Source organism: Paenibacillus sp. B1-35, assembly GCF_050474385.1.
Classification (GTDB): domain Bacteria; phylum Bacillota; class Bacilli; order Paenibacillales; family Paenibacillaceae; genus Paenibacillus_B; species Paenibacillus_B alvei.
The window spans coordinates 1,595,722-1,622,597 of sequence record NZ_JBCHVJ010000001.1 but is presented as its reverse complement, the minus strand read 5'-3'; the positions used below and the strand labels follow the sequence as shown (position 1 = coordinate 1,622,597).

Below are 26,876 nucleotides of genomic sequence, written 5' to 3'. Positions count from 1 at the left end.
GGGCGCAGTGTCAAGTGTTAATTTTGATTGGAATAGTAGGATTTGAAAATGTAGAGTTTTTAAGGAAGAAGAGTTGGAGAAATTGACAGAATTGATCCAGCCTTTGGATAATAGGTGAAGATAAATTTTGTTTATTTCATCTCATTGTATTACATTTTGCAGACAGAAGGGACGCGAGCGTAATGAATCCTCCAAAACATATCGTATCTGCCGGCGCCATCATTTTGAATGAACAGCACGAAATTTTTCTGATTAGAGGGCCGCGTAGAGGATGGGAGATGCCGGGTGGTCAAGTGGAAGAAGGGGAATCGCTCGCTCAAGCGGCCATTCGTGAGACGAGGGAAGAAGCGGGAATCGATATTGAAATTGTTCGCTTCTGTGGGATCTATCAGAATGTATCCGCTGGAATATGCAATACGTTATTTCTAGCCAAGCAGGTGGACGGTGAGCTGACAACGACAGAAGAGGCGCTAGAAGTGGGGTATTTTCCAATAAAAGACGCTTTGCAGATGGTCACATGGAAGAACTTCCGCGAGCGAATTGAGAAATGCTTGGATGCTTCCCAGCAGCCGTTTTATGTCGAGTTCTAATGCTGTAAATAAATCGAGGATGTGTTGGTATATCGGCTAACGAAAATCATGGCTTTGACTCGTAAAAGGTATACCCCACATACAGCATGCCGTAAAAAAAGCATACAGGTTGCTCGGCCTTAATCGATTGGTACTATTGATGATCATACACAACTATATACGAATAAGCTTCAAATCTATCGCGCATGTACAGTTATAACATTAATCAAATGTCAACGTCATAAGAAACAATAATGGCTAGTGATTGTAAAAATCGTACAACCTTAGCATATAGTTTAAACTTTTTAGATATGAGTTATTAGATGTATGATTAACGAGATCGATTGGAGCGAGCTATGGCCGCATCTTATGGTTCCACTGCAACGAAGAGAACCCCTCATTTCACTTTGCAAAATGAGGGGTTCATTTACATGTTTCACTAAGGCGTTGCACCGCTAGCTGACTCGCTGAATTGAACAATGCCGGCGGACACTTCGCTAACAATTTGCTGCATCTCTGTCCACGGCGGTTGAAATTCCCTGCCCCATTCAATCGTAAAGCCGTAAATTTTCCCTTTGCTCGGATCAGTCATATGACGACTATACGCATAGTCATCAGAGGTGCCGGAAGTAGGATAAAGGTCGAACGCCTGCTGTACCTGATAATTTCGTCCTCGAACGGCTTTAATGCCTTGGTGCATCGCGTTTGCTAGCGCAAGGGTTACCGTTCGATCCTCGTTCGAAATATACTCTTTATAGGCGTTATCTCCTTTTAACCCGCGGACTGTATCAAATGCAGGGTTCATAAAGTTCATATTTTGTTGATTCGACTGGTTTTCATCATCTCCCCAGTTCGTTAAAATTTTCTCTCCGTATGAGTGGATATCCACATACCACTTAATTTGCGGAAAGTTATCGAATATCCAAATAACATTTTGCGTCTCATGTTCGGAAGCGGGAGTGCTGCCATGATACGTCTGGTCTATGCTGCACGGGTCTGTGGACGTGCGAACTGGCGCTAAAGGGGAGAAGTGGTGAGGGAAATTCCATAAAAAATCGAAATTTCGATTTATATCAACTCCAACACAACTGTTATTTCCTCCACTATCAGCTGGATTCCGGTTACGTCTCCACAACGCTTCTATCGTTTGGCTGTATAAACGGCCATCTGGGTTAACATCTGGAAAAATAACAAAATCAATGGACTCGAAGAGAGATTTGATCTCAGTTGAAGTGAAGTTTTTTCCTCCATAGACTAACCCGGTACCTTGGTCATAGGCCTCCAATAAATCTGCCGCCAAAAACACACAAATTTCACAGCTTCCCCATTCGCGTGCATGAACGCCGCCAGTTATAAAAATTGTATTTCGTTTGCTTTGAAAATGACTTGATAGGTGTAACGCGTGAGATGTACGCTGCTCTACACTTTTATGGGGAAGTGTAATTAACTTCGTGAAGTTCGGATATTTGCGGCTTAGAGCAATAATAGCCGACTCCACTTCGTTCACATTTAAGTAAGCCACCTTTTTTCCTCCTGTCAAGCATAGACTTGTGTTATCGCTTAATCCCAGTGCCTTGAGGCGCTACATTGCCACCCTCATAACGATCGGCGTTACCGACTTCTTGCTGTCGTTGTTCTAACATGGATCGACTAATATGTTCAAGAATTTCATAACGGTAGCCTTGCGAACTCAAATCATTCACGTGATCATCCGGTACATAGGCCTCTATAACAAATGTTCCGTCGGGCTGTCGATTTGGCCCGCCACAGCTCATATCAATAGATGCGCTGCGTACAAGCTTATTCATCTCTTCACGAGTGTCCGTCGTTATTGCAATTTTTTTTATCATAGTTCTCCATCCATTGCTCAGTTTGGTGTTATGCTGCTCTTCTTCATATACGTAATAGATGTACATCTTGTATGAATCCAACTTTAAGTGACACGATTAGTTGAAGCTTTTTCTACACTGGAACGAGCTTTAATAACAGCACTGGAAGCATTAATTCGTCCTGATCTGAACTTGTCATCATGCCAGAAAGTCAAAATGAATGGCAACAACATCGGGGATTTCTTTAATTAATACTTTTTTTTCCGTGCAAAAAAATGTCGTTGCAATCATGTCAACTCCTAGGCTGATTTTCGTTTAATATTTCCATGTGTTGATGAGTTTATTCTTGTTTGCTAGGAGTGATTGTATAAGGGATACAGGCATTTGTTTGCATAAATGGTTCCCCTCAAATATGCAGCATATAATTATACCTTTAACACAAAAGACAAGAATGGATACGAGCAGAGATACATGTGCTGCACAGCAAAGCGCCGTGAATTAATCAAGGACTAGGAAGTTAAGCTTACGGATATAAGAGAAGAGGACAAATTGAATAAGAAATTATTCCTCAGAACCGCTGAGGAGAAAGCGAAACGTTCAGCGGAGAGAATATATGTTGACGAGGCAGTCTTTGATTTGGATACCAAAAAGGTGGTCGTGTCTCAGATCCGGACGCTTTATTTGAACGAGGACACTAAGAAGCGTATGTTGACTACGCCAGATGCGACTGACCGCATCGATAATCAAGGAAAGGTACAGTGGCGTGCTTGTTGAACATGCTTCTATTAATGAAACATACATGAACATTCGGAATTGAGCAAAAACGAGAAGGACTGCAGCTCTTCACGAACGGAGGGACTACGGGCGCTTTGCTGTCATTTTAACTGTCTATCGAAAAATATAGTACATTAGTAATGTGTATATTATTGATTTATATTATTGAATCCAGGGACAGGGAGGGCGCAGGATGAACGGACAGACTGGAGATCATCAGCGTAATGCTTCAAGCTTGTTCGTAATTACCGGTATTATGGCGTCAGGCAAATCCACGGTTGCGCAATTGTTGGCGGAACGCTTTGCGAGAGGCGTCCATGTTCGCGGCGACGTGTTCCGCCGCATGATCGTAAGTGGTCGCGAGGAAATGCTGCCCGATGCTGCGGAGGAAGCGATCAATCAGCTTCACCTTCGATACCGTTTAGCTGCAGGTACAGCGGATGCCTATGTAGAAGCCGGATTTACGACGGTCGTTCAAGATGTCATTATCGGAGAAGTGTTACAGTCTTTCCTACAGTATATTCGGACAAGTCCTCTCTATCTCGTTGTACTTTGTCCTAAGCCTGAAATTGTAGCGGAACGTGAAGCGTTGCGAGAGAAGAAAGGGTATGGGCTCTGGAGTGTTCAGGATTTAGATGAAGGTCTCCGTCATGCCATGCCTCGAATCGGCATGTGGCTGGACAGCTCTGACATGACACCGGAAGAAACCGTCGGCGAAATCATGCGCAGAGCGTGGACAGAGGCAGAAATACGCTAAGTTTATTTTGAATCGGAGGACAAATAATGGCTGCTAAGGAATATCTCGATACATTTACAAGTGAAATGGAGCCTATCGGTGTTAGGTCACGGGACGAGGCTCATGCTAGGGGATTTTGGCATCAAACCTTCCATTGCTGGTTGTGGAAGATCGAGAATGGAAAGCTGCTTTTGTTGTTCCAACGCAGACATCCGCAGAAGAAAGATTATGCGGGTCTACTGGATATTACGGCTGCGGGCCATCTGGAAGCCGGAGAAACTCCAATGGATGGGATTCGGGAGTTGCGTGAGGAACTGGGGATCGAGGTTGAATTTTCTCAGCTAACGTACAGTGGTGTTATACCAAGCAGTATTGAGCACGAAAATAGGATTGATAATGAATTTTGTCATGTATTTCTTCATGAATACAAAGGAGACATTACAGATTTTCGATTGCAGGAAGATGAAGTGGTATCCATTGTCATGCTGGAAGCAGCACAATTCCGCAAGCTGATTGCAGGCGAAGTACAGCAAATTACTGGCGAGGAATTTATGCCGTCGAACGGTGTGAGCGGGAGCAAGCTGGAATTAAAGATGAAGGACTTTGTCCCATCCAGAACAAGTTATTATGAATATGTACTCGATCAAATTGCAAGCTTGGCTCTTCAAGAATCTCCATGCTTCATCCGGAAATAATCCATGGATTAATAGCATACTGGTTTTGTATGATGAGATGAATGAGAACCTTTTTCAATAATACGAACGAATGATCATGTAGTGGACGCAGCAACCGATAAAAGGAGAGCGAGATATGTTTATCGAAACGAAAACGATCCAAGTGAAGGAAGGAACTTCACAATTGGTGGTTGATAGGTTCAGTGGCGCGGGCGTTATCGAGAAATCAGAGGGCTTTATCGATTTGAGCATTTGCGTAAAGAAAGTCAGCAGAGGTGATGAGGAAGTCGTTATTCTCATTCGCTGGGAGTCTGAAGAGGCATGGAAGAAATGGGAGACAAGCGAAGCTCATATTGAAGGCCATAGACAGAGCCGCGGCAAGCCGAAGCCAGAGCATATATTGGGCTCTCAGCATGCGGTGTATGAAGTGAAGGCCGTCAAGACATTCGTGAAGATTTAATTTGATCAGAATATAGCGTAATCAGAAGAGGGGATCCATACGGATGCTCTCTTTTTGTTAATCAGACATCATGCTTGCTAAGGGTGTCACAGCCACTTCTGTTATTCAAGTAAAAGCCAATCCGGAGCGCAAACGCAACACAAGGAGCCGGTCCTCTGTACGAGAACCGGCCCTGCATCCTTTTACGATTGCGTAGTCTATTTAGATATAGAAGTATATTGGAGACTATACGAATTAATTAAGCTCGACCTTCACACTTGTTGTTGAACCGCCATATACGTATGCTTGTGTTATTCCGTCTTTTAATTTCCTATTGTAAGTATCAAATGCACCTACCCAGATTTGATGCTGATGGGGATTTAGTCCAGAAAGAGTAATATTCTTAGTAGCTACACCGTATTGTTGGTGTTCGATCACAATTTGGCCGGTTTCCATGTCTCTGACCGAAACTTTGAAATGGTCGACATTTAAGACGAAACTCCAAGAGATTTGGAGACTCCCTGTTGCAAGCGGGGCTACGCTTTGTTCGGATCCTTTCGTTGCTTGGGACTCCGTTGTATGAAATGGAACTTGCGAATCTTTAGCCAGCGCAGAACCAGTACCTAATGTTAGCATTACCGTCGCTGAAAGCAAAAGAGTTGAATACCGCTTTAACATAAAAAACCTCCTACTTAAAAATAAAACATACGATCTTAAAATATGATAATTAACCATAATTTAGAACAAAAAACTCTGAATGATAAAAAATATTATATGTTTTCTTCATTTGATTCTTGATCAGGTGAACACAAGTGCCCTTTAGGTTGTTTCATTTTTATATAGAGTCTGTATAATTTTACCTAGTTATCATGTTCGATAATAGGAGGAATGCTTCTGTATGCAGCGATGGGTGGGCAAATCATTGAAGCGCAAGCTATCCATTATCTTGTTAGGTGCCATACTTGTACCGCTATTGTCCCTGGGGTACGTATTGTACAGCATTGCAGCGATGGAAGCCGAAGAGCGAACGAAGCAGTCCAGCCTTGGGCTGCTGGATCAGATCAAGACGAATCTGGAGTTCATCGTGCAGGATGTTGAGAATATGTCCATTTTCCTCATCGGACAGGAAGACATTCAGCGTTATCTAGCTTCAACCAATCAAGGCAGTGGGCTGCAAATTAAGCTTATGGGGTTTCTATCTAACTTTGCCTTTTCGAAATCCTACATTTCCAATATCTCCATTTACCCAAACAACGGCAATCACACGCTATCCAACACGACTATCTTCAATAATGGGCTTTTCAAAGACAGAAACAACACGATCATCCAGCAACTACATGATAAATGGTGGAGCTCGCTTTATACCAATGTGACAACGAACGGAGAAGAAAAGGTGATTTCCTTCGTTAGGCCGATAGGGAGCATGACTACTTATCAGCCTAAGGGGTTGTTGTCTATCAGCATTAGCGAGGCCGCTATCGCTGAATTTATGATGAAGCCGGTCCTCATAAGCGGAGAAAGCTTGCTGCTTGTAGATCGTGATCAACGGATGATATCAGGAACGATGAGGGATGGATTGACGCAAGCAGTGACCCATCTGCTGCCCGGCTTGGACGTGCCGAACATGCAGGAAGGGCAGGGATTTGTCACATATGGGGAGGGGGAAAACAAGAAGACGATTGTGTACGCAAAGGTACCTCATGTTGATTGGCTCCTGTTGGCCGTAATTCCGTATGCACAGTATCAGGCTCAGAACCAATATGTAGTTACAGTGACTGCGATTACGGTAGGTCTAGCCATGATGATCATTGCAGGAATCGTACTGTTCCTTATTATTCGAGTGACAAGACCGCTGCAGACGGTTGCTGCATCCTTGAAGGGCTTTCGTCCAGACGGAGAAGTCATCGCTCTGCCGATTACATCCTCGGATGAGATCGGCATGCTCGTGCACAGCTATAACAAGCTTGGAGAACGTGTTCATGTCCTCATGCAGGAGGTGAAACGCCAAGAATCGATGAAAAAAGAGGCGGATATGCAGGCACTGCAGGCGCAGATTAACCCGCACTTTTTATATAATACGCTTGCGTCCATACATTGGATGGCGCTCATGAACAAGGATGCCAAAATCGCGCAGATGGTTGGATCGTTAAGCGACTTCTTGCGCTTTAGTTTAAATAAGGGAAGCGAGTATTGTCAGGTCAAGCAGGAAGTGCTCCATGTGCAGCATTATGCATCCATACAGCAGATTCGCTACCCGGAGAAATTCGAGATTGCTTTTCATATCAGCTCCGAGCTTGAATCCGAGCACATGCTGAAGCTGCTGCTTCAGCCGTTGATCGAAAATGCGATCATTCATGGCATCCTTGGCAAGCAATCGAAGGGCTGCATTACCGTAAGTGCACAGCTGACCCAAATGGGCCATATGCAATTCACCATTGAAGATTCCGGACAGGGGATGTCACAGGAACAATTGCAGACGCTCCTTCAACAAATAGAGGTACCGCTTGATCATACCATTAAGCCAGCAAGCAGCTATGGGCTGCGCAATGTGCACCAGCGGCTCCTGCTGCATTATGGAGAAGAGTCCGGGTTAGTGATACATAGTGTTGAGGGACGAGGAACAACCATATCCTTCACGATTTCGTCCATAGAAAAAGAGGAGGAGGGAGAAGGCGATGAAGCTGCTTATCGTCGATGATGAAGTTATTATTCGAACAGGCATACATCAAGTGATCGACTGGCTGGCGATAGGAATTGCCCCCTTGCAGCCTGCCGCTTCGGGAGAAGAGGCATGGCAGCGAATTCAAGAAGAACAGCCGCACATTGTAATGACAGACATTCGAATGGGAGCGATGAGCGGTTTGGAGCTGGCAGCTCTCGTGAGAAACCATTATCCATCTACAGAAGTCATTATGCTGTCCGGTTATGATGATTTTGCCTATGCACAACAGGCGATGCGGGCAGGAGCTCAGGATTACATCTTGAAGACAGGCCGTCCAGAGGAAATTATGGAGGCGGTATTGAGGGCTAAGCAGAGATTAGAAGTAAAGCGGCAGGAAGCTAGTGCAGGACGAATGAGCATGCGCATGTTGAAAACACAGCTTTTGGACAAGGTATTGACGGAGGGAATGCCGGAAGAAGAATCCGCACGTCGACAAATACTTGAATTGCTTCATCTCGAACCAATCTCCACAGCTTATCAAGTCATCATGCTTACTGTATCTGGCTGGAAGGATGAACAGCTGCTGCAGTTCGCGGCTGCCAATTTCATTGAGGAGACGCTGCAATGCGATACTCTGCTGCATTCGAGTCATATGGTGCTGTTGTGGCGGCTGAAGACAGCCTTTGAGTCCTCTAGACTCTTAACCGATACACTCTCTTCATGTGAGAGGCTTCTAAAATGCTCGATATTTGCAGCTTGTGGTTCCGTGGTCGCTCATTTCACAGAGACAAAGCAGTCTTACGGGGAAGCAGAGCAGGCATTTGCCTATGCTCAGATCGCGAACTGGAAAGGAGTCATTTCATATGCGGACATCCAGCATCGAACGGGAGGAAGGATAGTATGCACACGTGAGGAAGAGGCTGAGCTATTCAGTCTTTTAACGCAAGGAAATCGAGCGGCATTGGCGCATTGGATTCAAAGCGTGGTCACGGTTCACATGCAGGATGAACAGACGACACCTGACTCGCTGTTGGCATACACCCAGTCCATTCTTGTGTCCGCGTGCCGCTGGCTGGAGCGAATGATTCCGGAAGAAAGAGCACTTCGCGATATCCGTCATCGTCTTTTGTCCGATCAGCGTGTGGAAGAGGCGTTGTATCACGCATGTTGTGCGATTATGGAACGCTATCAGCAGTACGATGATCGGAACCGTACCAGCTCCTATATTCAGCGTGCGATGTTCTATATCAGGGAGCACTTGCATGACAGCTTGTCTTTGCAGCAAGTTGCCGCCTATGTGCATGTGAATCCGAACCACTTTAGCGAGGTATTCAAGCGTGAAGCGGGAATGAACTATATTGACTTCGTGACTGCGGAGCGCATGAGACTAGCGAAGGAGCTGTTAACGGGTTCGGAGCGCAAAATAAGCCATGTGGCTAGTGATTGTGGGTATGAGGACGTGAAATATTTTTGCAAGCTGTTCAAAAAGCATACGGGATTATCCCCGTCTCAGTATCGGCTTCACAACTGAAAAAAGTCCCCCTTTCACCGAAGATTATCTCCTTTTGCTTGAGGAGTCTTCAATTTATAGTGGTAGCAAGTGGATAAACGTTCAAAAATGTGTCGGCAAACAAGCAATGCGATGCTGGACGGAGATGCTTTTTGAACTTGTTTCTAAGTCATAAGGAGGGGCTGTGAATGTTGAAGGACAAAATGCGTTGGAGTCAAATGCTTATGCTCGTTATGATGTTGGCATTGGTACTGGCAGGGTGTGGAGGCGGTTCAGCATCGTCAACAGAGTCTAATTCGGGGGCAAAAACAGATTCAAAAAATAGGATTCAACTTACACTGTGGCACAACTTCACCGGGGAAGACCTGCGCGCCAAGGCAATGCGGGGAATTATTGAGCAGTTCAAGCAGAATCACGCAAATGTAGATTTGCAGATTCAAGCGATACCGCCGGATGCGTATCGCCAACGGTTGAAAGCGGTTGCGGCTGCAAATGAGATGCCGGACGTATTCATTATGCATCCCGGAACGATTGCCAAGGAGTTCTCGGCCGCAGGCTTGATTCAGCCGCTGGATGAGCTGCTGAATTCGAATCAGGCGTGGAAGGACGGCTATATGCCGAATTCCTTTGATGACTTTACTTTTGACGGTAAAATCTACAGTGCTCCGATGGGATTGTCGCCTACATCCATTTTGTTTTACAACGAGAAAATGTTAGCGGACAATGGCTTAACCGTACCAAAGACGTGGGATGAGCTGCTGCATGCAGTTAAAACGCTTAAATCCAAAAACATCATTCCAATTGCGCTTGGCAACAAGGCTCCATGGCTTGCACAATCCAGTATCCTCAGTTCACTTGCGGATCGGGTGACGGGAACGGATTGGTTCCTGAAAGCAGTTGCCCAGGATGGATCGAAGTTTACGGACCCTGAATTTGTAAAGGCGCTTGGGCATTTGCAGGAGCTTGCGACGGTTGGCGCGTTCCAGGATGGCTTCAATGCGATCGACACGACACAAATGGAACAATTGTATTCACAGGGCAAGGCTGCGATGTTCATCGAAGGCGGATGGGCGGTTACGAATCTGGCTGCATCTGCTCCACAAGAGATACTAGATTCAACAGGTGTCGCTGTTCTACCATCTATTCCGGGCGGAAAGGGAGATCCGAACTCTGTTTCTGGTGCCATTGGTGTCGGACCTGCGTTAAGCAGCAAGATTGAGGGCGAGAAGAAAAAGGTTGCAGAAGAGCTTGTTCTCGCGTTGGCTGGCCCTGACGCCCAGAAGACGACATTAGAGGCTAATCAACTCGTTAGCTTCAAGGTGGAGCTTGATAAGAGCAAAGTAAATCCATTGTTCGCCAAGCTGTATGAGCTTGTTAACGAAGTGAAGCGAACGCCTGTTTATGATTCGAAATTAACGTCTGGCGCTACAGAGGCTGTTAATAATGGCTTGCAGGAGCTACTGCTCGGCGGGAAGGCCGAAGATATCGCGAAGAAGATACAGGATGCGCAGGAGCAGGGACTGAAGGAGTAGGATGGATTCAGTTCACACTTAGCATCTGCATCTCGGTCATATAGGCAAAAGTACTGAGATCATGGAATATTATGCAGCCTAACAAAAGAAAAGGATAGATGTCTATGACTGCTGCATCGCGTGCGCGGATGTTTATCGTGCTTGGCTTGTTGCCCGCGCTTCTTATTTATGCTGTATTCGTCATTATTCCGGTTATCTGGTCGTCGTATTATGGGCTTTTTAGTTGGAAGGGCATGGGCGCCATGAAGTTCATTGGACTGCAAAATTATAGGGAAGTCGTTAGCGATCCGATCTTCTGGAGCTCATTCCGCAATAATCTGTATATCGTTGCTTATTCCGTGTTCGGGCAAGTTCCAATTGCCCTGCTGCTGGCGCTGCTGCTTGTCCGCAACCGTTGGTACGAGAAGTTCATTCGGGCTTCGGTGTTCATGCCGATGGTGCTGTCTTCCGTCGTTATTGGATTAGTATGGGGATACATTTATCATCCGCAGATCGGTATATTAAACTATCTTCTTGATTCGCTTGGGCTATCTTCCTGGAAGCTCGGATGGCTGTCAGATCCGAAGGTAGCCATGCTGTCTATTGGGCCGCCGATAATATGGAGCAATATTGGGCCGTATCTAATTTTGTTCATTGCGGCTTTGCAAAATATACCGAGTGAAGTGAACGATGCTGCCAAGCTGGATGGCGCCGTAGGCTGGAAGAAGCTGTCCCGCATTACGCTGCCGATGATTTGGGGCATGATCAAGGTGGCTGTAATCCTATGCATTTCGGGGAGCTTGAAGGCGTTTGATCTGATTTTTATCATGACATATGGCGGTCCGGCACATTCAACCGAGCTGCTTGCCACGTACATGTACAATAACACGTTCAATATTTTCCGATATGGGTATGGCAGTGCAGTTTCAACATCTATCGTCATTCTTAGCTTAATTCTTATTGTCGTCAGTCAATTGTTGATGAATCGGAAAAAGGACGCGCTCTAAGTAGAGGAAGGTCTCGAACATGATGAGTAACATGGATGACATCGATGTGGATCTATTATGGTTATGTGGATGTAGATTGTGTGTTGCGTCATCCAAGTCCAAGAAGACAGGAGGAGTGGATCATAGGGAACCAACCCGTTCAACAGCTTGGCCGCATGCCTTCCTCTCGCAAGAGCCGTTATTCTCATTTGGCATGGAAACCGTGTATTGCCGGCATTACATGGGTATTGCTTGTGCTGTACGCTTTGTTGACTCTGTTTCCATTAATTTGGCTATTTATAAGCAGCTTTAAAAGCAATGAAGAATTCTTTTCCTCTCCATTCGGCATGCCGATTGAGTGGAGATGGGAGAACTTCGTTCGGGCATGGGATGTTGCAAGTATGAATGTCGCCTTCGGCAATTCTCTGGCTGTGACGGTAATCTCGTTGCTTGCTACATTGCTGATCGGAGCGCTGGCAGCCTTCGTGTTGTCTCGGTTCAGCTTTAAGTGGAAGCCGTATATCATGGGCTTGTTCTTGCTCGGCATGCTCATTCCGATACACAGCACGCTTGTCCCGCTATTCATTATGATGAAGCAAATGTCTATTCTCGATACCTATGCGGCGCTTGTACTGCCTTATACGGCATTTGAGCTGCCGGTCGCGATATTTGTTCTGTCCGCATACATGACCTCCTTCCCGAAAGAGCTGGAGGAAGCGGCCTTGATCGATGGAGCGGGTTATACCGGAATCTTCTTGCGGGTCATTCTTCCGCTGTCGCTGCCTGCGCTTGCAACTGTAGCCGTACTCGGCTTCCTGCGTTTCTGGAATGACTTCGCATTCCCGCTCGTCTTCATCAGCAATCCGCTGCTGAAGACACTGCCGCTAAGTCTTTCCATCTTCGCGGATGGATACGGCACGGATTACAGTCTGACGCTCGCCGCGCTGAGCCTGTCGGTTGTTCCGACGATCATTATGTACTTGCTCTTCCAGGAGCAGATTATGAAGGGGATGCTGGCAGGAGCAGTGAAGGGATAACGTTCGAAGATGATACAGCAGAGTTACCGCCAACGAAAGGAGTTGGCGGTATTTTTGCTTTTTTTGTTGTTGCTGAGGAAAAATAGCCTGGAGTTTTGCGTCTTGCAGCAGGGGATAAATGCTGCTTGTGGAATGCCTAATTCTTTCCGTATTGGCAACGCGCCGTGTCTAACCTTTCTCAGCATCATAAAATGAATATGTACCTAGAGAAAGGAGGTCATCTCAATGGGTGAATTCGTTGGCAATGCGGGTTGTGGAGTTGGAGGCTTTACTTCCACAGGCGTAATCTTAGTTCTGTTCATTTTATTGGTCATCATTTTATGCTCATGCTTTATATAATACGATAGGAATGAACACTGTTACTGCCTTCAATAAAACACATGCACGTGTGTTAGGCCTTGCTGATGAAGCAGGGCTTTTTTCTATAGGGAGTTCGTCTAGTTTCTTTGTACCTAACTTCCAGTTCAATTGCTCACATGTCATTATCGGTATCGTCATTGCAAATATGGCACACATACTACAGGGCTTGTTTTTTACAGCGGTTTAAAAGTTCCCTTTCACACTTATATGTTTACAATATGCTGAACGACTTGAACCCGACTGAGTAAAATGTAGAAGTTAGCAGCATCTATTTTATTCGGTGAGGGAAAAGAAAAAGCACCCTGTGCTGGGAAAGTCCAGACGAAGGGTGCTGACGGGTAGGTCGAGCCTAATCCTCAAATAACTCATCCATCAATTGGTCGACTTCTTTTCTGCGTTTTGCCGTCGCTTGTTTGTCTACAGTAATTACATTCCCACGAATATGAACCACATCTCCAACCTCAGCTTCACCGGGCAGCAGGTGTTTCGGATACTCGATGGTATGCCCGTCTTCAACTTCTATGGTTGCGATATCGCATTCAATTTGGTCGATTACACCTTGAATCAATGCTTTTACCTCGCCTTCTCAAATGTTATTGAATTCCCGTCACTTATTGAAGTGACAGTACCCTCTTTATCGGTTCGGTACACTTTAACGTTGGCTGTTTTGAGACGCTTTATGATAACGTCTTTCGGATGCCCGTATTTGTTATCCTTGCCAGCGCTAATGACCGCATACGCTGGATTGATCGCCTGTAGGAATTCAGTGGATGAGGACGTATCCGAGCCGTGATGCCCTACTTTGTATACATCTGCTTTGAGGTTGGCTCCGCTTTTCACCATGTCGGCTTCACTTTTGCGTTCAGCGTCTCCAGAGAATAAGTATGATGTATTTTGGTATGTAAGCTTGAGAACCGCACTCCAGGCGTTCAAATCCTTTCCATAGTCCCCAACAGGGCCTAGGAACTCAGCGCGGACCCCATTTAGCGGGAGCTCGACACCCGCTTTGGCGGATTTAATCTTGAGCTTCTGATTTTTGACGGCGAATAGAAAATCTTCGTATGTCTTCGTAGTGTGCGATACTCTAGGCGCATATACGGATTTAGCTGGAATCGCATTCAGCACAGTATCCAGACCGCCGATATGATCGGCGTCAGGGTGAGTGGCAATGACTGCGTCCAGTTCTTTTACGCCGTACTGCTTCAAATATTTCACGACATTCTCGCCTTGACTGTTGTCCCCGCCGTCGATTAACACATGCTGCCCTTTGGGCGTGCGGATAAGTGTTGAATCGCCTTGCCCTACGTCAAGGTAGTAGACCTTCAATACTTCTGATGAGTGTGTTGTGGACTTGTCTTGATGGATGTTTCCTTGGGTTTCCCTACTTGCAGTCACTGGCGAGCAGGCTGTCAGAAATACAGCCAAAAGTACGAATAGTAAGTATAGTTTCTTCATAGATGCCTCCCTCTCCTACTAATCTATTTTATCATAATGAATAAAGGATGAAGATAGTTGATATTGGTCTCATTTCTATATAAGAAAAAACTCATGCTCAGCAAAAAACACCTTCAAATTTGTGCTATATCCTGCGATATAAGAACACTCATGGGAAGGTGCTTTCATGCCACTCACTATCTGGGTGAGTTGGGTAACTTTGTTGTTTTATAATCCCGTGTTTAAAGATATGCTTACAGCTTCAACAGCATGTATGTAGGTTGTGTTAAATCTTGAAAATGCTTATATGTAAAAAACATATATTAAGATTCGATAGGATAGGACAAAACGTATAGCTAAGCAATCGAAATTAACCAAATTTAAGAGCTTATGTGAATATGGACACATACTCATTAACAATGTAATATGAATGTGAATAAACAACATGGGGAGTGTCATCATGAAGAGGTATTTCGTAATATTTTTAATGGCAGCATTAGCTGTAGTGACTGTAGTATCTATGCCAATGCAGACATCTGCAGCTACTGATTACAGAGGGGGAATATTGGACGGAGTCGGTCTTTATTTAGCCTCAGATGCAACAAAGCCAGGAACACTAGTAACAGAGGTCACTGATAACAATGAATCTACAACAGTAACAATGTCGGGTTGGAATGTTGGGACTAATCAAGATCATATTGTTAAATCGTTCTCGGAGCCGGTTACAGTAACTTCGTTAAGAGTTAGTGCAACTAAAGCTATTAGTGTAGGATTTTACGATAAAAGTGGCACTTACATTAAAGTGAATGGTCAAGATCTGTTAGAAATTCCTGCTGAACAAGCAGATGGAAGACTAATCGAAATTCCTGAAACAAGCGGAATTTATAAGGTGTTTCTATTTAATGGATTGAAAGAATCTTTAGATGTCAGGGAATTTAATCTCTATAACAATTCTCAAGAACCAGAACCCACACCGGATCCTAAGCCAGAACCTACGCCTGAATCAGGGGATAGAGCAATCTTAGTGGTCACTATGATCACAGGTTTAGAAAAAGAATTTGATCTGAGCATGGATGAGGTAAATGCATTCATCACATGGTACGAAAACAAACAAGCTGGATCGGGAACTGCATCCTATGCTATTGACAAGCACAACAATAACAAAGGACCATTCAGCGCACGTAAAGACTACGTTATCTTTGATAAGATCTTAACGTTCGAAGTAAATGAATATAAGACTAAATAATTTTAAAGCCGCTCCTAGTGGTCATAACTCTGTCAAGTAGACAAGAATAAAAAATATGCTGCGACCGTTTCTCGGTATTCCACCGGGGAACGGTCGTTTAGTTTCTTCTGAAAGCGTTCATGGTTGTAGAACGAAACGTATTCATGGATAACTTGTTCCAAGTCAGAGATCGATCGTAGATTGGTTAGATATATTTTTTCGGTTTTCAGATGTGAAAAAAACGATTCGATGCAGGCATTGACAAAGCAGTTTTCACGTCGAGAATGGCTACCAACGATCCCAAGCTTTGTGAGTATACGGTTAAACGGCTTTGAGGTGTACTGGAACTCTTGGTCAGAATGCAGAAGAGCACCGGTAAGATTTGTTTTCTCGCTGAGGATGTCCACTGTCTTTGTAACAAGTGAGAGATCGTTTCGTTCGGACAGATGCCAAGCCACAACCTCGTTGTTGTATAGATCCTGGATTACGGAGAGATATACAAAACGATCTCCCACACGAATGTATGTAATATCAGTGACCAGCTTGCGCAGCGGCGCTTCTGCATGGAACTTGCGATCCATCCGATTGGGATGAACAACAGACGCCTGCTTGCCGAAATAGCGCCGCCATTTCTTCTTCTACGCTTGTGAACTTGATCTTCGGTCGTCCTTTACGAAAGGCTTTTTGCTTAAATGGTTGGCCTTCCTGATACCGCTTCAACCATACTTCTACCTGTGTCTTATTTCGAATCCTAAGTTGTTTGGCCACCTCTCGGTACGATTCCCCTCGGTTACCAGTTTAACTGCTTGCATTTTTAATTCTTCAGGATAACTGTTATTCGTACGGCCCCGTTCTCCCATGAAAAAATCCCCTCCGGTCGATAACGATTTAAGTCCATCTTAACAGATGTCTTTTTTACGTTGTCTACCATGAGGGGATATTACCACTATGGGCGGCTTTTTATTTTAACTTTACTCTATAGCCACTCTAAGGGGCGGCATTATCAGATCTTAGTGAATTAGATAAACAGGACCCTCGTAAGTTACACCCCACCAATCACCGGCTCCATCTTTATACGAGATGACAACCGTAATTTTGAGGTTACCAGCGTACTTACCATCATCGTAGTGATATGTCGATGGGATGGATGCTCTCGTAGGGTAATATTTCTTGTTATATGCCCATACGACTCGTTCGGTACGTTGGGCTGCATAATCTTCTTTTGCAGAGTTTGGCGCTGTGGGGGGCGGGGCTGCACCTACTGTTGGTGTGAGCGAGCCGACTAACAAAACACCTGACAACACGAATGACCATAATTTGTAATTCACGACTATCTCCTTCCTTATTTGGTATATTAAATCATATAATATCCATATGTATCGGAATGAAATATATGCTGATACGGCGGTGTTTTGAATGCTCGGGGATTTTATAAGAACAGATGGGCAAAGGGAGAAAGGAATTTCTTCAAAAGAACCTCAACAAACCGTTCCCCAGTGGAATACCGAGAAACGGCCTGCAGCGTAAGATTTCTTTTCATACTTGATAGGGGGATGGTCATTTTAGTTTTTCCTTTAAAGATAAATTTACAGCTTCAACAGCATGTATATAGGTTGTGTCAAATACAGGAACCTTGGAATCCTCCGGTTTTACCAGCAATCCAATTTCTGTACATCCTAGAATGATTCCTTCAGCGCCCATTTTAATTAATCCATGGATCACTCGTTTATAATAATCCCTTGATTCCTGATGAATCTTGCCCAAACATAATTCCTCGTAAATAATCTTATTGATATGTTCTCTCTCCGTGGCATGGGGTACAATAACCTTTATTCCATTCAGCTCCAAGCGGGCTTTATAAAAATCCTGCTCCATCGTGTATTTGGTGCCAAGTAACCCGACAGTTCGAAGCCCGTTTTCTTTAATTCTGCTTGCCGTTGCGTCTGCTATATGTACAATGGGGATATTGATTTTGGATTGGATATTATCGATAACTTTGTGCATCGTATTCGTACAAATAACGATAAAATCAGCCCCTCCTTTTTCTAAAGAACGAGCAGCGTTAGCTAGTACAGCCCCGGCTTTTTCCCAATTTCCTTCTGACTGGTACTGTTCAATCTCCTCAAAGTCGACACTATACAAAAGGCATTTTGCTGAATGCAGTCCTCCCCGTTTTCTTTTTACCTCTTCATTAATGACCCGATAATATTCAACCGAGGATTCCCAACTCATTCCGCCAAGCAAACCAATTACTTTCATGTTGCCCCTCCATTCATATAGTTGCCTGATTATTCTACTCCGTTCATAACCACATTTAATTTCTGATTTGACGGTAAGCTGAACAAGCGGCTAGTAACAGTGAAATAAAAGTTATTTCATGTGTAGATTCTATGTTTCTTTTTATATGCCTCCTTCTCCTATGGTACTATATTATAATATTGGAAAGAGTAATGATGGTCAGGTTAAATCGAAATGTACGTAAAAATTTTGTCGTTGACCTCCAACAGCGTAAAAAGTCTTGAGGATCGACGACAAATTATAAATAGGAGATATAAAGGGGAAATCGTTGATAGTAAAAGGAATCTATAAGTTTTTGTCTGTTTAGTGTTAAGAAAATATGGCTTGTTTGCTCAAGTGGCTGTTTGGTAGAATGGGCGTAGTCGCGGTATTTTCTTGGGTTTTGAAAGTACCTATTAAAAATTGAAATTGTACACATGCCTGGCAGTCTCCATCGCCTAAGGTGATCGTTTTGAGCGTACCTAAAGGTGTGCCGACGTTTCTAAGGAATCAAATGGAACCACCGCTTACGTTCAGAATAGGTTCAAATTAAAAATAAAATTGTAACGTAAAAGGACCTCAACAGATGTTGGGGTCTTTTTTTGTATTTCCATATTTTCATTGACTTCCCTATAATGGTATGTTAGTTTAATTTTGAAAATGAGAATCATTATCAATATATATATTTTTGGATTACTCATCAAATTGCTGCACCGCGAATTCAAGAGGGAGGGATATTTATGCGTACGATAGAAACAGCGCATACAGATAACGGCTCGAACGCGATGGGCCACATGCAGAAGACGGATTTGCAGGAGATTAAATTATTCATGGAGCGGCATTACAACGAGCAGCTCACCATCGGACAATTGGCGGAAATGGCGAATATCAGTCCCAAATATTTTGTGGATTTATTTAAACGTACGTTCGGTCAGAGCGCGATGGAATTTTTGACGGGTGTGCGCATTATGCATGCAAAGCGCCTGCTGGCGGGATCGGGTGAAAGGCTGCGGGAGATTGCCCAGAAGGTAGGTTACAAGGATGAGTTTTATTTTAGCAGAAAGTTCAAAAAGGAGGTCGGCGTGTCGCCATCTGATTTCGCTAAAAATTCGAAGAGGCAAGTCGCCGTTTGCCAGTCCTCGGCCATTGGCCATTTGCTCCCGTTAGGCATTATCCCAGAGGCCGCACCTCTCGATACCAAGTGGTCTCCTTATTATTACAACCTACTTAGCGGCAAAATTAAAACGCATTTGCTGTTAACGGATCCTTATCATAAATTCACGTTTGAAATTAATCTGGATAAGCTGTGCCGGGCACGACCGGACGTCATCATTGCCTCGGATCAGCTAAAAATGCGCGAGAGCAGCAAATTGAATTCGATTGCCCCTATTCACATCGTCCCGGGTAAAGCAGGCTGGCGGGAGCAGCTTATGGGGATTGCCCGTTTTTTGAACAAGAAAGAGCTTGCACAGCAATGGATCGATCGCTATGAAAAAAATGTGAAATTCGGGCGCGCGCAAACGACACGGACTCTTGGGGGAGATCGCGTTATAGCGCTGCGAATCTACCAGTCGCAAATATTTGTGTATCGCAATCGGGGTTTGGAGGAAGTGTTGTACGATGACTTGCAAATCAGGTCTGCATTTGAAAGAGAGCAGCACAGCCTCTCGACGATTTCGATGGAGGAGCTGCAGGAGCTCAATCCCGAACGAATTTTGCTTGCCGTGTGTCCGGAGGCATCTTCCCGCAAATATTGGCTGTCATTGCAGCACTCTTTGGAGTGGAAGCAGCTTCAAGCAGTGCGGAACGGTCATGTACATCCGATAACCGCTGATCCCTGGTTTGAATATTCGGCTGTTGCGATTGCCCGAATGCTGGATGAGGCTTTGCTTCTCTTTACTGGAAATTGTCCAAACACAGTTCTGGATAACAGCTATGGTGAATCTTTCGAAACGTGAGTATACTCAAAGTCGATTGAGAATCATTATCAATGAAGGGGAGATATTGTGTTGAGTCGGCGGAATGCACGTAAAAAAAGTTGGAAGATTCAAATAACAGCACTGTTGTGCTGTGTGCTTATCGGAAGCTTGCTTGCAGGTTGCAGCAGCGCTAAGAAGGAGGACGGATCCGCTGCATCCGAACCTCAGGGTGCAAAAGGAGTCGCGTCCAATGTGGCGGCGGCTGCTGCCGGAGCAAAAAATGAAGCAGCAACCGAAGAACGGATCGTAACGGACGAGCTAGGGCATGAACTTAAGCTGTCATCCGCACCAAAGCGGATATTCGCCCCTAACATGGAGGACTCATTGCTGAAGCTAGGCGTGAAACCTGTAGCGCAATGGTCTAACGGGAAGAAAGGGCATGAGTACCTGCAAGAGGAGCTGAAGGATGTGCCGAAACTGGACTTGTCAGCAGGGCTGCCTTCGCCGGAGGTGTTAATGTCCTACAACCCGGATTTAATCATCCTACATACGGAAACGTACGCTAAGGACGCAACAACCTATGAAAGCTATGCAAAAATCGCACCGACGTATGTTTTTAAAAATGCGTCTGGAAATATTGAAAAATCACTTGCTACAATTGGAGACTTGCTCGGCAAGTCCACTGAGGCTGATGCGGCATTGCAGGCCTATCGGCAAAAGGTAACGGACGGTAAGGAGAAGCTGAGCAAGGTTGCGGAGAACAAAAAGGTCGCTATTATTCGATTTGCGCCGAGAGGAATTAGTCTGATGGGCGGCAAGTATTTGTGCGGATATGTGCTGCATCAGGATTTGGGACTTGGCATTACGAAGCTGGTTGGAAATGAGAACAGCGCGAATCTCTCGCTAGAAGTCCTTCCTGAACTGGATGCTGATTATATTTTCGTCATCAACGCTTACGATCAAGGAAGCGACCGCATGAAGGAGATGATGGACAGTCCAATTTGGAAGAGCATGCCTGCGGCCAAGCAGGGTCATGTCTATGAAGTGAACAACCAGTACTGGCTCGGGAGCGGCTTGATTGCGTACGAAAAAATCGTTGACGACACAGTTCGATTGTTGACGGAATAGGGGGCAATCCGGTTGGGACAAATGAATTCAACGCCAACGCTTACCAAGTTTTCACGCTATAGGATTGAGCTGCCTCTTGCGGAACAATGGGTACTTCGTTCACGCGCGGAGCGGCGCACGTATCGGATTATGGTGGCTCAGCCCATGGGATCGCCTCCACCCAGCGGATTTCCGGTCATTTACTTGCTGGATGGCAATTCCGTATTCAGCATGATGGTGGAGGCGCTGCGGCTGCAATGCCGTAGGCCGGATAAGACAGGGGTATTGCCCGCGATTGTTGTAGGCATTGGGTATGAGACGAATGGGCCGTATGCCCCGGATCGCTTCTACGATTTTACGCCGCTGCCAGCTGAGGACTTCAAGCAGCGTTCTGACGGTACGCCACTTCCTGAGCAAGGCGGGGCGGGGGCTTTTCTGCAATTCATTGAGGAAGAGCTGAAGCCGCAGATCGAGAGTGAGTTCCAGATTGACCGCGATCGTCAGGCGCTGTTTGGCCATTCGCTAGGCGGTTTGTTTACGATCTATACGCTGTTCAGCCAGCCGGAGGCATTCCGATATTACATCGCGGGCAGTCCATCGCTCCATTGGAATCCGGATTACATGCAAGAGCTGGAACAGAACTTTATCGAGCAAGCAAGAACGGGAGATCGCTCATATCCTGCACAGGTGCTTCTTGGTGTAGGAGAGCTTGAAAAAACGCATGTATGCCGTAACTGCGAGCGTGCCAGCGAATTGGCGAATCGTTTGTCGGCCATATCGGAAGACATCGGAGTAGAGGCAGAATACAAGGAGTTTGAGCAGGAAGGCCATGTGTCGGTGCTTCCGATATTGGTGAGCAGGGCGCTGCGATTCGTACTTAACCCGGACAAATAAAGAGAGGTTGGCAGGATGAAATATTCAGGGATTGAAGGCAAGGTGGCCGTTGTTACAGGCGCGGCCCAGGGGATCGGGAAGGCGGTGTCGCGCGCGCTTGCCGTTCAAGGTGCAATCGTGGCTGCCGTCGATCGGAATGAGGCTGGCTGCGTCAGCCTTGCAGCCGAGCTTGGTACAGACGGATATCGTGCAGCCGCTTATCCAGTTGATGTAGGCGACAGTTCCGCCGTGGATGTGACGGTGGAGCGGATTGAGAAGGAACTTGGCCCAATCGGCGTACTTGTCAATGTGGCAGGCATACTGCGGCCTGGCCCGATTGAGACGCTGAGCGATGAAGATTGGCAGGCGACCTTTCGGGTCAATGTCAACGGCGTATTCTACATGTCGCGCGCTGTCGTAACGCGGATGGCCAAGCGCAGATCGGGAGCGATTGTGACCGTAGGTTCCAATGCCTCCGGTGTACCGCGTACGTATATGTCCGCCTATGCGGCATCGAAAGCAGCCACAACGATGTTCACGAAGTGTCTAGGCTTGGAATACGCTCGGCATCATATTCGCTGCAATATTGTGTCGCCGGGCTCTACGGATACCGAGATGCAGCGCTCACTGTGGAATGGACAGAACGGAGCCGAAGCGATGATTGCCGGTTCGCCGGAATCGTTCCGCCTCGGGATACCGCTGGGCAGAATCGCTCAGCCATCGGATATTGCCGATGCTGTCGTTTTTCTCGCATCCGAACAGGCAAGACACATCACGATGCACGATATGTGCATTGATGGCGGCGCGACATTGGGATGTTGATGCAAACATCAGAAGAGCAGAAATTGCGGAAGGAGTCGATTGACATGTTAAAGTACGATGCCGTTCCCACAGCTGAGGGAATACGGCTTTTGGAACAATATCAGGCGGGTTCATCCTTCTTGTTCTCGTCGCCTCAAGGAGCATTGCTGACACACGGGGAATGGGCGCGGCTGGTAGAATGGCAGGCTGTAGATGAGGATAGTTTGCCTCAGGCTGTAGCGAAGCTGTTAGATGCGGCTCGGCAGGGCGACCGCGATTGCCCGGTCGTTGTTGGAGCAATTCCGTTTCACGCGGAGGAGCCTGTTCGCCTATATGTACCGAAGGAAGTGCATCGGTACGAGCCGTTGCGCATTGATACGCATGATTTGCAACAGGAAACGGAACGAGACAGCTATAGCGTACGAGCAGTTCCGGAGCCAGAACAGTATAAGCAGGGCGTCAACCAGGTTCTTGAGCGGCTGCAATCGGGCGAGCTCCAGAAGGTGGTGTTGTCCCGATCCTTGGAAGTGACATTGTCGCATGACGTTGATGTGCAGCGCCTGTTGCATCGGTTGCTCTGCCAAAATACCCGTGGATATACGTTTGCAGTGCCATTAACGATGGAGCAGCAGCATGTAAGTAAAGACAATGGCGTGTCTGCTGCGGCAGGAACGGCCCAAACGTTAATTGGAGCAAGCCCCGAGCTGCTCGTAACGAAGCGGGGAATGCAAATCAAGGTGAATCCGCTGGCTGGTTCAGCGGCACGCAGTGATGATCCGATCGAGGATGAGCGGCGTGCCGCCCAGCTTCTGAGGTCGGAGAAGGATCTGCATGAGCACGCGGTCGTCATTGAGGCGGTCGTATCTGCTCTCCGTCCATATTGCAGCAAGCTTCATGTGCCGGAAGGCCCGTCGCTCGTGTCTACGAAGACAATGTGGCATTTGTCTACGGAAATAAACGGCGAGCTTGCGGATCATGCCATATCTTCCTTAGAGCTTGCTCTAGCGCTGCATCCGACGCCTGCCATTTGCGGGACGCCTACGGAGGCGGCTCGGGACGTGATCCGGGAGATCGAACCGTTCGAGCGAGGATTCTTCACGGGGGCAGTCGGCTGGTGCGATGCGAATGGAGACGGAGAATGGGCCGTTACGATTCGCTGCGCGGAGGTGGAGGGACGCTCGCTGCGTCTTTATGCGGGAGCGGGAATCGTGGTTGGCTCGTCCGCGGAAGCGGAGCTAGCCGAGACGTCCGCCAAGCTTCGCACGCTGCTGCAAGCGATCGGGCTGAATGAACAACAACCGATGATGATGCAGGAGGGATGAACGATGCTGGCAGGATGCCCGACATGGCCGGAAGAGTTTGCTGCACGTTATAGACAGGAAGGATGCTGGCAGGGAGAGACATTCGGCACGATGCTGCGCCGCCGTGCAGCCCAATATGGAGATCGCATTGCAATTGTGAGCGGCGATCGGCGAGTCAGCTATGCAGAACTGGATGAACAGGCAGATCGCCTGGCAGCTGGATTCTATCGTTTGGGCATTAGGGCGCAGGATCGAGTTATTGTCCAGCTTCCTAATATTCCACAGTTCTTTGAAGTCATATTTGCGCTGTTTCGCATCGGAGCACTGCCTGTCTTTTCCTTGCCGGTGCACCGCAAGAACGAGATCGGCTACTTATGCGAGTTCACACAGGCAGCCGCGTATGTCATCCCCGACAAGGATGCGGGGTTCGATTATCGCGAGCTTGCTGCGCAGGTGAAGGACACGCTGCCGGATGCGCGCCGCATTATTGTTGCGGGTGAGCCAGGGGAGTATACAGCGCTGAATGATCTGTATGTCGAACCGAGCATTGGCGAGATCAAGGGGCCGAGCTCCGGGGACGTTGCTTTCCTTCAATTATCTGGCGGGACAACCGGCTTGCCGAAGCTCATTCCGCGGACGCACGACGATTACATATATAGCCTGCGCATAAGCGCAGAAGTTTGCGCATTGAATGAGCACAGCGTATATCTGGCGGTACTGCCGATTGCGCATAATTATCCGCTCAGTTCTCCTGGCGTGCTTGGCACGCTATATGCAGGAGGGCGGATCGTGCTTGCCCGCGGAGCAAGTCCTGATGAAGCCTTCCCGCTTATTGCCAAGGAACGCGTCACTATTGCAGCCGTCGTGCCGCCGATTGCCTTAATTTGGATGGATGCCGCGGAATCACGCCGCTGCGACATCTCCCATTTGCAAGTGCTGCAGGTTGGCGGCGCCAAGTTCAGCGCAGAAGCTGCCAAGCGGGTGAGAACGACGATTGGCTGCACACTGCAGCAGGTGTACGGGATGGCAGAGGGCTTGGTGAATTATACGAGGTTCGATGACCCCGAGGAGACGATAATCAACACGCAGGGCCGTCCGATGTCACCATATGATGAAATCCGCATCGTCGATGATGAGGATGACGAAGTGGCTCCGGGCGAGGTGGGACATTTGCTGACGCGCGGGCCGTATACCATTCGCGGATATTACAAAGCCGAGCAGCACAACGCAAGATCCTTTACATCTGACGGCTTTTATCGCACAGGCGATATGGCCAGAATGACTCCGGCTGGATATTTGGTGATTGAAGGGCGGGCGAAGGATCAGATTAATCGAGGCGGAGATAAGGTGGCGGCTGAGGAAATCGAGAATCATTTGCTTGCCCATCCTGGTGTGCATGATGCGGCTGTTGTGTCTATGCCGGATGAATTCCTTGGCGAGCGCACATGTGCATTCGTCATTCGATATGAAGCTGCCATAACGGGCAGCGAGTTGAAGGCTTTTCTAAGAGATAGAGGGCTTGCGTCATATAAAATTCCCGACCGCGTAGAGTTCGTCGAATCCTTTCCACAGACGGGAGTCGGCAAGGTGAGCAAGAAGATGCTGCGGGAACTGATCGCTGCGAAGCAGGAGGCGGCATTGAGCAAGAAGTAAGTGATAAGCGAAGATGCATTTATGGATGTAACGAAGCATTAGCAGTAGTTACTGAAGAAGCAACAGAAGAAGTGCTTGAATTAGCGCCCAAAGAATTGTCTAAAAGTGTCTGAGATTATCTGGAAGAAGTTTCCTATAGGAGTATGTGAAAAGTAAATGATGAGGTTTCCTATTCATGAAAATGTCTCGTGTTGTTGCAGCGTTTATCCTATAAAAATTAGAGAAAAGAGGAAAAATGATGGGTCTTCCTACTATCCTTCCATATCGAATGCCAAGTGAGGCAGAGCTACCAGAGAACAGAGTCGACTGGAGTCCGGATCCAAGCCGTGCCGTACTGCTTATCCATGACATGCAGCAGTATTTCGTCGATGCCTATCAGGCGGGCGAATCGCCGCTGGTCGAATTGATTGCGAATATTAAGGAGTTGCGCGAACGTTGTACGGAGCTAGGCATCCCTGTCGTGTACTCGGCGCAGCCAGGGGGGCAGACCCCTGAGCAGCGCGGATTGCTGCAGGACTTCTGGGGGGCAGGCATTAATGACGGACCGTACCAGAAAAAGTTCATAGACGAGCTGGCGCCGCGGGTAAACGATATTCTTATGACGAAATGGCGCTACAGTGCCTTTCAGAAAACGAATTTACTTGAGATATTACGGGAACGCGGACGGGATCAACTGCTCGTATGTGGGATTTACGCGCATATTGGCTGCCTGATGACCTCGTGCGAGGCATTTATGCAGGATGTCCAGCCCTTCCTCATTGCAGATGCGGTAGCTGATTTTTCGCTAGACAAGCATCACATGGCGTTAACCTATGCGGCAGAGCGTTGTGCAGTAGTGGCAACGACGGAACGGGTTCTGAACGCTCTTAACCGTCATGCTGCCGAGCAAGAATCGGAAGAAACAGCCGGAGCAGAAGCGGGTTGTTCGGTAACACTGCAATCTGTGCGCGAAACGGTTGCAGAGCTGCTGCAGGAGGAGCCGTCTGCGATTGGCGATCAAGATAATCTAATCACGCAATGGGGGATGGACTCGATTCGTATTATGAGCTTAGTGGAACGTTGGCGGCGCAGCAGCATTGCAGTGAGCTTCGTAGAATTGGCGGAACGGCCGACGGTAGCAAGCTGGTGGGAGCTCTTGTCCGCCAAGCTCAGCAGTAACTCGGTGCCTAATTATGATTATTACTCGATATAAAAGGAGG

27 protein-coding genes are annotated in these 26,876 nt (G+C 46.9%); 18 read left to right on the top strand and 9 right to left on the bottom strand.

From position 1 onward, the window contains the following. Positions 1–182: 182 nt before the first annotated feature. Positions 183–590 (top strand): NUDIX hydrolase, encoded by a 408-nt coding sequence (locus ACQ5BJ_RS06985; protein ID WP_430109259.1) that lies wholly within the window; start codon positions 183–185, stop codon positions 588–590. 418 nt (positions 591–1,008) lie between these two features. Here ACQ5BJ_RS06985 and ACQ5BJ_RS06980 read toward each other — a convergent pair whose 3' ends face one another. Continuing rightward, entirely contained in the window at positions 1,009–2,091 is a 1,083-nt protein-coding gene (locus ACQ5BJ_RS06980; protein WP_262866575.1) for a M14 family metallopeptidase, read from the bottom strand. 31 nt (positions 2,092–2,122) lie between these two features. Next, the gene (locus ACQ5BJ_RS06975) at positions 2,123–2,419 is read right to left on the bottom strand and encodes a hypothetical protein (RefSeq protein WP_163979677.1); all 297 of its coding nucleotides are present in this window, start codon (positions 2,417–2,419) and stop codon (positions 2,123–2,125) included. A gap of 528 nt (positions 2,420–2,947) precedes the next feature. On the opposite strand from ACQ5BJ_RS06975, the gene ACQ5BJ_RS06970 reads away from it, so the two are divergent. The 4 genes from ACQ5BJ_RS06970 (at position 2,948) to ACQ5BJ_RS06955 (ending at position 5,042) form a co-directional block, all read left to right on the top strand. After that, on the top strand, positions 2,948–3,172 hold the full coding sequence (locus tag ACQ5BJ_RS06970) for a hypothetical protein (RefSeq protein WP_268600094.1): 225 nt from the start codon (positions 2,948–2,950) through the stop codon (positions 3,170–3,172). A 193-nt stretch (positions 3,173–3,365) separates the two neighbouring features. After that, on the top strand, positions 3,366–3,929 hold the full coding sequence (locus ACQ5BJ_RS06965) for an AAA family ATPase (RefSeq protein ID WP_430109255.1): 564 nt from the start codon (positions 3,366–3,368) through the stop codon (positions 3,927–3,929). Positions 3,930–3,955: 26 nt separating this feature from the next. Beyond that, positions 3,956–4,603 carry an NUDIX hydrolase gene (locus ACQ5BJ_RS06960; protein ID WP_268600092.1) on the top strand — a complete coding sequence of 216 codons (648 nt, stop codon included), beginning with the start codon at positions 3,956–3,958 and terminating at the stop codon, positions 4,601–4,603. 115 nt (positions 4,604–4,718) lie between these two features. Then, positions 4,719–5,042, top strand: coding sequence for an antibiotic biosynthesis monooxygenase family protein (locus ACQ5BJ_RS06955; RefSeq protein WP_005546350.1), 324 nt, complete (start codon positions 4,719–4,721; stop codon positions 5,040–5,042). Between the two features lie 234 nt (positions 5,043–5,276). Here ACQ5BJ_RS06955 and ACQ5BJ_RS06950 read toward each other — a convergent pair whose 3' ends face one another. Then, positions 5,277–5,699, bottom strand: coding sequence for a hypothetical protein (locus ACQ5BJ_RS06950; protein ID WP_005546354.1), 423 nt, complete (start codon positions 5,697–5,699; stop codon positions 5,277–5,279). Between the two features lie 220 nt (positions 5,700–5,919). Here ACQ5BJ_RS06950 and ACQ5BJ_RS06945 point away from each other — a divergent pair, with 220 nt between their 5' ends. The 5 genes from ACQ5BJ_RS06945 to ACQ5BJ_RS06925 all read left to right on the top strand — a co-directional run bounded on the left by ACQ5BJ_RS06945 (position 5,920) and on the right by ACQ5BJ_RS06925 (position 12,727). Continuing rightward, positions 5,920–7,719 (top strand): cache domain-containing sensor histidine kinase, encoded by a 1,800-nt coding sequence (locus ACQ5BJ_RS06945; RefSeq protein WP_005546358.1) that lies wholly within the window; start codon positions 5,920–5,922, stop codon positions 7,717–7,719. Further along, the gene (locus tag ACQ5BJ_RS06940; protein WP_005546360.1) at positions 7,697–9,214 is read left to right on the top strand and encodes a response regulator; all 1,518 of its coding nucleotides are present in this window, start codon (positions 7,697–7,699) and stop codon (positions 9,212–9,214) included. The genes ACQ5BJ_RS06945 and ACQ5BJ_RS06940 overlap by 23 nt, the downstream gene beginning before the upstream one ends. Before the next feature lie 167 nt (positions 9,215–9,381). Then, positions 9,382–10,725, top strand: coding sequence for an extracellular solute-binding protein (locus ACQ5BJ_RS06935; RefSeq protein ID WP_430109250.1), 1,344 nt, complete (start codon positions 9,382–9,384; stop codon positions 10,723–10,725). Positions 10,726–10,829: 104 nt separating this feature from the next. Further along, positions 10,830–11,711 (top strand): carbohydrate ABC transporter permease, encoded by an 882-nt coding sequence (locus ACQ5BJ_RS06930; protein ID WP_430109247.1) that lies wholly within the window; start codon positions 10,830–10,832, stop codon positions 11,709–11,711. A 155-nt stretch (positions 11,712–11,866) separates the two neighbouring features. Beyond that, the gene (locus ACQ5BJ_RS06925; RefSeq protein ID WP_430109461.1) at positions 11,867–12,727 is read left to right on the top strand and encodes a carbohydrate ABC transporter permease; all 861 of its coding nucleotides are present in this window, start codon (positions 11,867–11,869) and stop codon (positions 12,725–12,727) included. A gap of 709 nt (positions 12,728–13,436) precedes the next feature. Here ACQ5BJ_RS06925 and ACQ5BJ_RS06920 read toward each other — a convergent pair. Together ACQ5BJ_RS06920 and ACQ5BJ_RS06915 are read right to left on the bottom strand one after the other, a co-directional pair. Then, positions 13,437–13,655, bottom strand: a complete 219-nt coding sequence (locus ACQ5BJ_RS06920; protein WP_005546365.1) for a DUF3006 domain-containing protein — start codon at positions 13,653–13,655, stop codon at positions 13,437–13,439. A gap of 5 nt (positions 13,656–13,660) precedes the next feature. Further along, complete coding sequence (locus tag ACQ5BJ_RS06915) at positions 13,661–14,542, bottom strand: ComEC/Rec2 family competence protein (RefSeq protein ID WP_005546366.1); 882 nt, start codon at positions 14,540–14,542, stop codon at positions 13,661–13,663. A gap of 439 nt (positions 14,543–14,981) precedes the next feature. On the opposite strand from ACQ5BJ_RS06915, the gene ACQ5BJ_RS06910 reads away from it, so the two are divergent. Then, positions 14,982–15,767, top strand: a complete 786-nt coding sequence (locus tag ACQ5BJ_RS06910) for a hypothetical protein (protein WP_430109244.1) — start codon at positions 14,982–14,984, stop codon at positions 15,765–15,767. Between the two features lie 32 nt (positions 15,768–15,799). On the opposite strand, the gene ACQ5BJ_RS06905 is transcribed toward ACQ5BJ_RS06910, so the two are convergent. From ACQ5BJ_RS06905 to ACQ5BJ_RS06890, 4 genes are all read right to left on the bottom strand, one after another. After that, positions 15,800–16,327, bottom strand: coding sequence for an IS3 family transposase (locus ACQ5BJ_RS06905; protein WP_430113388.1), 528 nt, complete (start codon positions 16,325–16,327; stop codon positions 15,800–15,802). Then, a complete protein-coding gene (locus ACQ5BJ_RS06900) occupies positions 16,278–16,514 on the bottom strand; it encodes a hypothetical protein (RefSeq protein WP_430109241.1) in 237 nt (78 codons plus the stop codon). Before ACQ5BJ_RS06900 ends, ACQ5BJ_RS06905 begins: the two co-directional genes overlap by 50 nt. A gap of 242 nt (positions 16,515–16,756) precedes the next feature. Then, a complete protein-coding gene (locus tag ACQ5BJ_RS06895) occupies positions 16,757–17,074 on the bottom strand; it encodes a PAS sensor protein (RefSeq protein ID WP_430109238.1) in 318 nt (105 codons plus the stop codon). Between the two features lie 229 nt (positions 17,075–17,303). Beyond that, complete coding sequence (locus tag ACQ5BJ_RS06890) at positions 17,304–18,005, bottom strand: aspartate/glutamate racemase family protein (RefSeq protein WP_430109234.1); 702 nt, start codon at positions 18,003–18,005, stop codon at positions 17,304–17,306. A 758-nt stretch (positions 18,006–18,763) separates the two neighbouring features. Between ACQ5BJ_RS06890 and ACQ5BJ_RS06885 the strand changes: the two genes are divergently transcribed. From ACQ5BJ_RS06885 to ACQ5BJ_RS06855, 7 genes are all read left to right on the top strand, one after another. Next, on the top strand, positions 18,764–19,981 hold the full coding sequence (locus ACQ5BJ_RS06885; RefSeq protein ID WP_430109231.1) for an AraC family transcriptional regulator: 1,218 nt from the start codon (positions 18,764–18,766) through the stop codon (positions 19,979–19,981). A gap of 48 nt (positions 19,982–20,029) precedes the next feature. Next, positions 20,030–21,070 (top strand): ABC transporter substrate-binding protein, encoded by a 1,041-nt coding sequence (locus tag ACQ5BJ_RS06880; protein ID WP_372515402.1) that lies wholly within the window; start codon positions 20,030–20,032, stop codon positions 21,068–21,070. Between the two features lie 21 nt (positions 21,071–21,091). Next, positions 21,092–21,943, top strand: a complete 852-nt coding sequence (locus tag ACQ5BJ_RS06875) for an alpha/beta hydrolase (RefSeq protein WP_040735894.1) — start codon at positions 21,092–21,094, stop codon at positions 21,941–21,943. 15 nt (positions 21,944–21,958) lie between these two features. Then, on the top strand, positions 21,959–22,744 hold the full coding sequence (locus ACQ5BJ_RS06870; RefSeq protein WP_005546381.1) for a 2,3-dihydro-2,3-dihydroxybenzoate dehydrogenase: 786 nt from the start codon (positions 21,959–21,961) through the stop codon (positions 22,742–22,744). Positions 22,745–22,788: 44 nt separating this feature from the next. Next, positions 22,789–24,045: an isochorismate synthase DhbC gene (gene dhbC / locus ACQ5BJ_RS06865; RefSeq protein ID WP_005546383.1), complete on the top strand. Its 1,257-nt coding sequence runs from the start codon at positions 22,789–22,791 to the stop codon at positions 24,043–24,045. 3 nt (positions 24,046–24,048) lie between these two features. Next, on the top strand, positions 24,049–25,677 hold the full coding sequence (locus ACQ5BJ_RS06860; protein WP_005546385.1) for a (2,3-dihydroxybenzoyl)adenylate synthase: 1,629 nt from the start codon (positions 24,049–24,051) through the stop codon (positions 25,675–25,677). A gap of 238 nt (positions 25,678–25,915) precedes the next feature. Continuing rightward, on the top strand, positions 25,916–26,869 hold the full coding sequence (locus tag ACQ5BJ_RS06855) for an isochorismatase family protein (RefSeq protein WP_005546386.1): 954 nt from the start codon (positions 25,916–25,918) through the stop codon (positions 26,867–26,869). Positions 26,870–26,876 lie beyond the last annotated feature (7 nt).